Raw genomic sequence first — 11,204 nt, 5'->3', positions numbered from 1 at the left:
TTACGTGTGGAAAAGGTTATAACTGCACAGTTTGACAACTTTATGCGCCAACGATTACTGCAAGAAAATTTTGAAACTTGGTTTCAACAGCAAGTGAATCAACTGTCACCCGAAGAAAAAACCTGGATGTGAATCATACCAATTCAAAATTAAAATTTTCAAGTACCCTTCTTCTGTCACTACCGTTGGGTAAATTTGAAGCAGATTTACTGTTTTGAATCTCTCAAACATACTAAAAATGGGTTATAAGGCAAGCGCAATCACTTTTTTTTAGCGCGTCAGCCAAGCTGTTAAAAGTCTGATATGACAAACCAAATGCTCAATAAAGTCGGGTCATTTGACCCAACTTTATTTTCTCTCCAATAATTACATTTGAAAATGAAATACCAGATTGTCCTCCAACACAGTGAAGAAGACTGCGGTGCTGCAAGTCTTGCAACCATTGCCAAACACTACGGACGCACATTTACCCTCAACCGCGTCCGAGAAGCCGTGGGCACAGGTTCTAGAGGAACATCCTTGCTGGGATTGAAACGGGGTGCAGAAATACTAGGATTCAACGCCCGCCAAGTTAAAGCCAATCCCCAATTAATCGACCAACTAGATCAAGCCCCCCTACCAGCAATTATCCACTGGAAAGGCTACCACTGGGTCGTATTATACGGTCAAAAAGGCAAAAAATACGTCATTGCTGACCCTGGTGTTGGTATCCGTTACCTTACCCGTCAAGAGTTAATGGCGGGTTGGGGTAATGGTGTCATGTTACTACTGACTCCAGATGACAGTCGTTTTTATCAACAAGAATCAGATAAAATTGGCGGTTTGGGAAGATATCTGCAACGGGTTTGGCCTTATCGTTCTATTCTCGCTCAAGCGATCGCTATTAACATCGCCATTGGACTACTTTCTTTGGCATCTCCCTTCATGATGCAACTCCTCACCGATGATGTCTTAGTACGAGGTGATACCCAATTACTAACCACTGTGGCTATTGGCGTTATCGCCATGAACTTAATTAGAAGCGCCATTAGTTTAGTCCAATCTCACCTCATCGGTCACTTCGGTCAAAGATTGCAATTAGGATTAATTCTAGAATACGGACGCAAACTCTTACATTTACCCCTATCCTACTTTGAAGGACGACGCAGTGGCGAAGTTGTCAGCCGCATTGCCGATGTCAAAGCCATCAATAACTTAGTTTCCCAAATTGTCCTCGGATTACCCAGTCAATTCTTTATTGCTGTAATTTCCTTGGGTTTTATGCTCTTTTACAGTTGGGAACTAACTCTCGCTTCCATAGTTGCATTTATGGTTGTCACGGGTGTTAACCTGCTTTTCTTACCCGCGATGCGCCAGAAAACCCGGAATCTAATTATTTCTGGTACAGAAAACCAAGGCTTTTTGGTAGAAACATTTCGCGGCATCCAAGTATTAAAAACTACCCAAGCCACTCCCCAAGCTTGGTCAGAATACCAAGGGAATTATGGTCGCCTCGCCAACTTGGGCTGGAGTATGATGAAGCTGGGACTGTATAGCAGTACAGTTACTGGCATTCTTTCTACCTTCATTAGTATTGGCATCCTTTGGATGGGTAGCTATTTAGTCATTAATCGCACCTTAACCATCGGTCAATTAATGGCATATAACGGCATGAGTGGTAACTTTCTCGGTTTCTTAGGTGCTGCCATTGGCTTAGTAGATGAGTTTATCACAGCCCAGATAGTCCTTCAACGGATGACAGAAGTGATTGACGCTACCCCAGAATCCGAAAATGATTTTAAAAAGCCTTGGGCACAAATTCCTGGCAATGCAGATATAACTTGCACTGAACTGAACTTTCATCACGCAGGTAGAGTTGACCTCCTACAAGATTTTTCCTTAACTATTCCTGGCGGTAAAGTTATTGCTTTAATTGGCAAATCTGGCTGTGGTAAAAGTACCCTGGCAAAATTGCTCACAGGCTTATATAAAGTCGAGTCTGGGAATATTCGTTATGGTTTTTATAATCAGCAAGATTTATCCTTAGAATGTTTGCGTCAACAAGTGGTATTAGTTCCTCAAGAACCCCACTTTTGGAGTCGTTCAATTATTGATAACTTCCAGTTTAGCTATCCCCATATTAGTTTTGAAGAAATTGTCAGAGCTTGTCAAATTGCTGGTGCAGATGAATTTATTAGCAAATTACCTGATAAATATCAAACTGTTTTAGGAGAATTTGGGGCAAATCTTTCTGGTGGACAACGCCAAAGATTAGCCATAGCCAGAGCCATAGTTACTCAGCCACCAGTCTTAATTTTAGATGAATCTACGGGCGCACTCGACCCAGTAAGCGAAAGACAAGTATTAGATAGACTTTTATCCCATCGTCATAATCAAACGACTATTTTAATTAGTCACCGTCCCAAGCTGATACAGAGAGCAGATTTAATTGTATTTTTAGAACAAGGACGCTTAAAAATCCAAGGTACACCAGAAGAATTGCGCTCTTTCCCTGGCGAACATTTAGATTTCTTAGATGATATTTTTCCCTCTCATAATGGGTTGGCGCTGATATCTTCCCCGGCTCATCATAACGGTAAGACTGCCACTATTAATTAAGATAATTCGTAATTCGTAATTCGTAATTCGTAATTCGTAATTCGTAAGAGACATGGTTAGTAACACAAATTTTCTTCCCCCAATTCAAACAAACGAATTCCTCCCACCAATTACTCGTTGGACAACATGGGGCGGCATGTTTATTCTCTGCGTTCTCGGATTAGCTGGGCCACTTGCTGCAATTTGTAAGTATAAGGTTACAGTCCAAGCACAGGCGGTTGTACGTCCGGCGGGTGAATTGCGAATTGTGCAAGCGGCGACTGAAGGTCAGGTTATGCACATTTATGTCAAAGAAAATCAACTTATCAAAAAAGGAGATGCGATCGCAACTATCGATGACTCCCGTCTGCAAACCAAAAAAAGCCAATTGCAAACTAGTATTCAACAATCTCAGTTACAACTAGTGCAAATTAATGCCCAGATTAGTTCCCTCAATAGCCAGATTCAAGCCGAAACTGACCGCCTTAACCGGATTATTACTGGCGCCCAAGCCGAATTGAGCGGCCGCCGTCGCGAATATCAAGATAAAAATCTCACCACTGTTTCCGAACTCCAAGAAGCTGATGCCAACGTCAAAATTGCCGAGAAGGAATTGCTGGCTGGGGAAGCACAGTTAAAAACTACACAAGCAAATCTCCATGCTGCTGAAGCTGCTTTGGGTGTAGCCCAATCAAAACAGAAGCGATATGAGAGTGTAGCTAACCAAGGGGCGCTATCTCAGGATCAATTGGAAGAAGCACAATTATCTGCCAGACAGCAAGAGCAAGCGGTAAAGGCGCAACAAGCAGCAGTGGAGGCGCAAAAACAGACAATTGAACGGTTACAACAAGCGGTATCTGCTGTGATTGCCAGAAGACAACGCGCCCAAGTTGCCGTCAATCCAAGTAATGCAGCAGTAACTGTTGCTACTGAGCGAATTGCTCAAGAAAAAGCCGGAGGGGAAAGCAACAAAGCAACAATAGAAAAGGAACGCCAAGCCTTAGTTAAGCAACGGATTGAAATTGAAAAGCAGTTAGAGCGCGATACTAGCGAACTCAAACAAGCAGAAATAGATTTAGCTCAAACTGCGATCGCAGCTACCGCCGATGGCATCATTTCCCAACTCAATCTGCGAAACCCAGGTCAAACTGTGCGGGCTGGCGAGGAAGTATTGCAAATTGTCCCCTCTGATGCACCTCAAGTTTTGAAAGCTGCGGTGGCATCTGAAGATCAAAGTAAGTTAAAAATTGGTCAAAAAGTCCAAATGCGGGTCAGCGCTTGTCCTTACCCAGATTATGGTACTCTTGATGGTCAAGTGCAGACGATTTCTCCAGATGCGTTCGGCGGAGCCGTGCCGAAGGCATTCGCTCCTCAAAAGAATGGCACAAATGCATCGATGAATGGGACTACTAGTCCAAAAGCTACTGCGCCTGGTGCTTTCTATGAAGTCACAATTGAACCGGAAACTTTGGTTTTAGGTAAAGGGAAAAACCAGTGTCACATTCAATTGGGTATGGAGGGTAGGGTTGATATTATTTCCCGTGAAGAAACTGTGCTGCAATTTTTCCTCCGTAAGGCGAGGTTGATTAGTGATTTGTAACTTTTTCTTTAATGTAACTATTACCGCCTGCGATCGCATATATTTTTTACCCTACCCTAACCCTCACGCCACTTGCTTCTTTGTAGGAGTACAAGTCGGCAGAGCCGACAACAGTCGCCTCAAGTCGCGAAACCCGCCCCTACTAACTGTCTCCCCTTGGGAGAAAACTGCGACTCCCTCACTGATGCAGCGTCTACGCTTTGTATCAGTTGAACTGTTGCGTTTTCGCCCTTGGCGTTGGCAAAGCCATCGCTTTTGTGTTTAATAAAAGCAAGTTTGCGAAATTCCTATATTGAATTCGGGCAGTCGTTTATTGAATTCGGGCAGTCGTTTATTGAATTCGGGCAACCAATGTGTAACGGAATGTAACATATTCACAGATGAAAATGAGCAAGCGAGGCTGGTTCTGATATGACTACCTGTAAAAAGAGAAATTGGCACTCAGATTTATTAGGAGTTTTTAGTATTATTGGAGTGCTTGCTCATGTCATATTTTGTTGTGAAAATCACGCCTTAGCCCAGATTACCCCTGATGGAACATTGGGTAATAACTTTTCAAGGAGAACCCCCAACGTCAATATTAAAGGACTTCCGGCTGACCGCATTGATGGTGGAGCAACTCGCGGTGCTAACCTGTTCCATAGTTTTCGTGAATTCAATGTCGAAAAATCTCAGCGAGTTTATTTTGCCAATCCCACAGGAATTAAAAATATTCTCACAAGGGTGACGGGAAGTAACGTCTCGAATATTCTCGGCACATTGGGGGTAGATGGTGGCGCAAATTTGTTTTTTATTAATCCCAATGGGATTTTATTTGGGGACAATGCACGGCTGGATGTTGCAGGTTCATTTGTAGCAAGTACGGCGAATTCTTTTGTATTTGGCAATGGGTTGGAATTTAGTGCAACGAATCCTCAGACTCCTTCCCCATTACTAACAGTTAATCCTTCCGCTTTGCTATTCAATCAAATTACTGCTGCACCGATTCAAAACAACTCAGTCGCACCAGCAGGATTCAGTAAGTCCGGCTTTAATGCCTTTGGTTTACGTGTAGCCGATGGTCAAAGTTTGCTGCTAGTGGGTGGCAACATCAGCATGGATGGTGGAGGATTAAATGCTTTTGGTGGGCGAGTGGAATTGGGAGGATTGGCAAGCGCAGGAACAGTTGGACTGAATGTTGATGGCAATAACCTAAGTTTGAGTTTTCCTCAAGGGGTACAACGAGCAGATGTATCACTGATTAATGATGCTCAAATAAATGTTCGTACAGATAATGGTGGCAGTATTGGAATCAACGCTCGAAATTTAGAGCTTTCAGAAGGAAGCAGTCTGCGGGCAGGAATAGGATTGAGGTTGGGTTCGACTGATAGCAAAGCGGGAAACATTGAGGTCAATGCAACAGGAACAGTTAATCTTAGGGATGGTAGCCTGATTTCTAACGCTATGCTAGGCGCAGCTGGAAAGGGAGGAGATATTAACATAACGGCAGGATCGTTGGCGCTTACAAATGAAGCTACTGTGCTAACCAGCACCTTTGGGCAGGGAGATGCTGGAAATGTCACGCTTCAAGCTCAAGATAGGGTTGCATTCACCAATGGCTCCTACATAGCTACCAGTGGTTTAGGACAGGGAAATGCGGGAAATGTGACAATTTCAACCGAAGGTGCCATTGTTTTCGATGCTCTCGACAGCCTTAAGCCTAATATCACGGGTATATTTAGCAATGTAGAGCCGGAGAGTGTAGGTGATGCAGGTAACATATACATCAAGGCAGCGTCAGTTTCTTTACTCAACGGAGCGAATATATATAATCAAAACTCAGGAAAACTTGGTAATGCAGGCAATGTGATTATCCAAGCTCGTGGTGGCGTTTCCTTTGATGGGGTAAGTATAGATAAAAGCTCTACCAGTGGCGTTTTCAGTTTTTTGGGATTTAATACTGTGGGTAGGGGAGGAAACATCAGTATCACTACAGAGACGCTTTCACTTACTAATGGCGCTGAAGTAGCCAGTAGCACTTATGGACAGGGTAATGCGGGTGATATCACAATTGATGCTAGCAATCGGGTTTCCTTTGATAACAGTGCTATATTTAGCACGGTGGAACAAGAAGCAAGAGGACAGGGAGGAGATATCCGCATTAGTGCCAAATCACTCTCTCTCAGTAATAATGCTCTACTGCTTGCTAGTACCTTTGGACAGGGAAATGCAGGAAGTATCATAATTGATACAACAGATGCTGTGTTTTTGGATGGTAATAAAAGTCGTGCCTTGAGTACGTTAGAAAAAACAGGCGAAGGAAGGGGTGGAGACATCCGCATCACTACAAGAGCGCTCTCTCTTACCAATGGCGCTCAACTAGCTAGTAGTAGTGACGGTAATGGTAATGCAGGTAATATCATAATTAATGCCCAACAAACCGTTTCCTTGAGTGGAGATGATACTGTTGCCTTCAGTACTTTAGATGATGATGGCAAGGGTCGGGGTGGAGACATTAACATCACTACAGCATCCCTTTCGCTTACTAATGGCGCTCAACTGGCTGCCAGCACTTTTGGGAAGGGAAATGCGGGCAATGTCAATATTGATGCCCAGGACACCGTTACCTTTGCTGGTGTAGGTCGTAATGGCTTGTTTAGCGGTGCTTTTAGTAGTGTAGAACCTGGGGCAGTTGGTGACGGGGGTAACATAAATATCACAACTGGCTCCCTTTCTTTAAATAGTGGTTTTCTGAGTGCCAGTTCATCAGGAGAAGGAAAGGCAGGCAACGTAAAAGTCGAGGCAGACTCTATCCGTCTCGATGGAGGTGGTATCGCATCTTTAACTACATCTGGTGACGGAGGAGATATTGTCGTATCAGCAAAAGATATCTTCCTGCTGCGCCGTGAAAGTCTGATTTCAACCACCGCAGGCATTGCCCAGGCTGGTGGCAATGGTGGCAACATTACGATTAACACTCCTTTCCTCGTCGCCGTTCCCAACGAAAATAGCAACATCACCGCCAATGCCTTCAAAGGCTCTGGTGGCAAAGTCACAATCAACACTACTGGTATTTTTGGTATGACAGTGCTGAGTCGAGAAGACTTAGTGCGCCTTTTGGGAACTAACGACCTAACTGAACTCGACCTTCAAAAGCTTCCAAGTAGCATCACGGCAATTTCCCAGACAAGTCCTACTTTAAACGGTCAGGTAACTATCAACAGTCCAGATACTGACCCCAGTCGCGGCTTAATTCAATTACCCTCTAACCTCATAGATGCATCCCAACAAATTGCCCAAGGTTGCACTCCTAGAAGAGGAAAAAACGCCAGTAGCTTTATCGCCACCGGACGCGGTGGATTACCCCAAAGCCCTAATGAACCGTTGCGAGGACGAGCAGTGATTACTGGTTGGGTAGATTTGCCCGCACAAGCAACAGCGATCGCGGATAAATCATCTATTGCATCTATGACCAAATCTACCGATCGCATTGTGGAGGCTCAAGGATGGATTGTCGATGCTAATGGTAATATTATGCTTGTGGCTCAATCTGTGCAAAGTTCTTTTATTCCCTCTGCTATTTCTTGTAGTCAATAATTCGTTACTCCAAAAGTTGGGGGAGGAATTACGATGAAACCCAAGAGCGATCAAAACAATCAGATGCATTACCTAATTTTAAGTTTTAAAAAGTTTACTCCGATCTAGTTACAATATCTGATGAAATTAATTGTAGAAAAATTGATTGGGACGGCTAGCTGAAAACCCTTGAAGATGTGGCTCAAAGCTGTGGCGTAAGAAAATTGCATATTCACAGGTAGGAAATGAACAAGCGAGGCTGGTTCTGATATGACAACCTGTAAAGATAGGAATTGGCACTCAGATTTATTAGAAGTTTTTGGGATTATTGGAGTGCTTGCTCACGGCATATTTTGTTCTGAAAATCACGCCTTAGCCCAGATTACGCCTGATGGAACATTGGATAATAACTCTTCAACGATCGCTCCCAATGTCAATATTAAAGGACTTCCGGCTGACCGCATTGATGGTGGAGCAACTCGCGGTGCAAACCTGTTCCATAGTTTCCAGGAATTCAATGTCGGAGAATCCCAACGTGTTTATTTTGCCAATCCCACGGGAATCTCCAATATTCTCACACGGGTGACGGGAAGTAATATCTCCAATATTCTCGGCACATTGGGGGTAGATGGTGGTGCAAATTTGTTTTTGATCAATCCCAATGGCATTTTATTTGGAAACAATGCACGGCTGGATGTAGCGGGTTCCTTTGTAGGGAGTACGGCGAATTCTTTTGTGTTTGGCAATGGGTTGGAATTTAGTGCAACTAATCCTCAGACTCCTTCCCCATTACTAACAGTTAATCCTTCCGCTTTGCTATTCAATCAACTTCAGACTGGCAGAATTGAAAATAGGTCAATTGCACCAGCAGGAGATAATATCTTTGGTCTACGAGTACCAGATGGTCAGAGTTTACTATTAGTGGGTGGAGAAATTGCCATCAACGAAGGTAAATTGAATGCTCCGGGTGGGCGAGTGGAATTGGCAGGAATTGCAGGTGAGGGGACAGTCGGACTGAATGTGGATGGTAATAATTTGAGTTTGATTGTTCCTGATAGTGTAGCTAAAGCCGATATCTCGCTCAGTAATCAAGCTTTGGTTAGTACCAGTGGCGAAGGTGGCGGCGCTATTCAGGTGTGGGGTAAAGGAGTTACAGTCAATGGAGGTTCCCAGATTGAAGCCAGCACTTTAGGAGCATTACCTGGAAAAGGATTGAGTGTAAATGCTTCCGAATCAGTGCAAGTCGTTGGAGAATCACCTACTGGAATTCGTAGTGGTTTATTTACTGAAAGTTCTGGGACAGGAGATGCAGGAAGCCTGACAATTAACACCAGACAGTTACAAATCTTATCAGGAGGAAAGATTTCATCTAGTACAACGAATGCAGGTGTGGCAGGAAATTTGACCGTGAATGCCTCAGAATCAGTGCAACTAATCGGTATTCCAGATAATCCCAATTTAGGTACTGGTATATTTGCTGCATCTAATGGAGTGGGAAACGCCGGGGACATCACGATTAACACTAGACAGTTACTCATCCAAAATGGAGCCGGAATCATAACCGATAACGAAGGTAAAGGAGTTGGAGGGAGTATAACCGTAAATGCCGAATCAGTGCAGCTAGTCGGTACTGCTATTCTTCCCCAGTTTCCTAATAGATGGTATCCTAGCAAAATAAGTTCTAACGCCTATGGCACAGGGCCCGCAGGAAAGATTACGATTAACAGCAATCAGTTGTTAATCCAAGATGGAGCAGCAATTTCAGCTCGAACTAACGGTAGTGGGGCTGGAGGAAGTTTGACGGTAAATGCCTCCCAATCAGTTAAACTGATAGGATTTGCTACTAATAGTAATAGTCTTTTTCCCTTTCCCAGCAGCTTGGTGACTCAAACATCGAGTACAGGAACAGCAGGCGATTTGGCAATTAATACCAATCAGTTGATTGTCCGAGAAGGACAACTATCTGCCAGTACTTTTGGACAAGGGAATGCTGGCAATATAAACATTGAAACTGTCACGATGAATATCATTGATAGTCAAGTGGGAAGCAGTGTTTACCGCAAAGGGTTTGCGGGAAATTTGACTATTCACGCTGCCGAGTCAGTAGAAATCAGTGGAAAAATCAAATCATTTACATCTAATCTGGAAAATCCTGCTGGCTTATTCGCTCAGGTAAACCCTAGAGGTGAGGGTCGCGGTGGCAACTTGACTATTGAGACAAAACGCTTGAGTGTCAGTCATGGAGGCAAAGTGCAAGTCGCTACTTTTGGTCAAGGCGACGCTGGTAATCTCACAATTCGGGCTTCTGAAGTAGAGGTATTTGATACACCTGTTGATAACTTCTATGCTACAGGGATCAATGCAGGTATTGAACTAGACGCAGACGAAACAGTTATTCCACCCAGAGGCAACGGTGGCGATTTAACAATCGAAAGCGATCGCTTGAGTGTGAGAGGTGGTGCAATAATATCGGTTGGCACTGCTGGAGTGGGCAATGCAGGTAAATTGCGAATTTATGCGTCGAAATCTGTCGAAGTCGTTGGGAAATCACCAAATGGTAACTTTAACAGCCAAATCAGCGCTGCGGTGACGCCAGAAGGTACTGGTAGTGGGGGAAGTTTAAAGATTGAAACTGGGCAGATGAGTGTCCGGGATGGAGGTGAAGTCACTGTCAGTAGTACCGGAACGGGGACGGCAGGCGACCTTGACATCCAAGCTCGTTCTTTGAGCTTGGATAACCAAGGAGCGATCGCCGCCATAACCAGAGCGGGGAATGGTGGTAATATTACCCTGAAGTTGCAAGACTTATTATTACTACGCAATCATAGTCAAATTTCTACCACTGCCGGCAGTAGCGAATTTGGTGGCGATGGCGGTAACATCACTATTAATAGTCCTTTCATTGTCGCCGTTCCCAAAGAAAATAGCGATATCAGCGCTAACGCCTTCACTGGAACTGGTGGTAGAGTTGACATTACAACTAACGGTATTTTCGGTATTCTGCCGCAAAAACGCCCAACCGAAAACAGTGACATTACAGCGAGTTCGGAATTGGGACTGAGTGGGCAAGTAACTATCAACAGTCCAGATACTGACCCCAGTCGCGGATTAACTCAACTACCTTCCAACCTCGTGGATGCATCCCAACAAATTGCCCAAGGTTGCACTCCCAGAAGAGGACAAAATGCCAGTCGTTTTATCGCTACAGGACGCGGGGGATTACCCCAAAGTCCTAATGAACCGTTGCAAGGACGAGCAGTGATTACTGGTTGGGTAGATTTGCCCGCACAAGCAACAGCGATCGCGGATAAATCATCTACCGCATCTATGACCAAATCTACCGATCCGATTGTGGAGGCTCAAGGATGGATTGTCGATGGTAACGGTGATGTTATTCTTGTGGCTCAATATGCACAAAGTTCTTCTATTCCTTCTGCTATGTCCTGTAGTCAATGATTCGTTACTCCAATCG

General features: G+C 44.2%; 5 protein-coding genes. All 5 read left to right on the top strand.

What is annotated here, in order from left to right:
* The first annotated feature begins 378 nt into the window (after positions 1-378).
* The 5 genes from V7K84_RS28150 to V7K84_RS28130 all read left to right on the top strand — a co-directional run bounded on the left by V7K84_RS28150 (position 379) and on the right by V7K84_RS28130 (position 11,188).
* Complete coding sequence (locus V7K84_RS28150; RefSeq protein WP_334843035.1) at positions 379-2,598, top strand: peptidase domain-containing ABC transporter; 2,220 nt, start codon at positions 379-381, stop codon at positions 2,596-2,598.
* 52 nt (positions 2,599-2,650) lie between these two features.
* Positions 2,651-4,177, top strand: coding sequence for an HlyD family efflux transporter periplasmic adaptor subunit (locus tag V7K84_RS28145; RefSeq protein WP_334843034.1), 1,527 nt, complete (start codon positions 2,651-2,653; stop codon positions 4,175-4,177).
* Positions 4,167-4,442 carry a hypothetical protein gene (locus V7K84_RS28140; RefSeq protein ID WP_334843033.1) on the top strand — a complete coding sequence of 92 codons (276 nt, stop codon included), beginning with the start codon at positions 4,167-4,169 and terminating at the stop codon, positions 4,440-4,442. Before V7K84_RS28145 ends, V7K84_RS28140 begins: the two co-directional genes overlap by 11 nt.
* 146 nt (positions 4,443-4,588) lie before the next feature.
* Entirely contained in the window at positions 4,589-7,753 is a 3,165-nt protein-coding gene (locus tag V7K84_RS28135) for an S-layer family protein (RefSeq protein ID WP_334843032.1), read from the top strand.
* Between the two features lie 249 nt (positions 7,754-8,002).
* Positions 8,003-11,188: an S-layer family protein gene (locus V7K84_RS28130; RefSeq protein WP_334843029.1), complete on the top strand. Its 3,186-nt coding sequence runs from the start codon at positions 8,003-8,005 to the stop codon at positions 11,186-11,188.
* Positions 11,189-11,204 lie beyond the last annotated feature (16 nt).

The organism is Nostoc sp. (genome assembly GCF_036917315.1).
Lineage (GTDB): Bacteria > Cyanobacteriota > Cyanobacteriia > Cyanobacteriales > Nostocaceae > Nostoc.
Note: the sequence above shows the minus strand (reverse complement) of the source record. Positions and strands in the feature narration are given on the sequence as shown.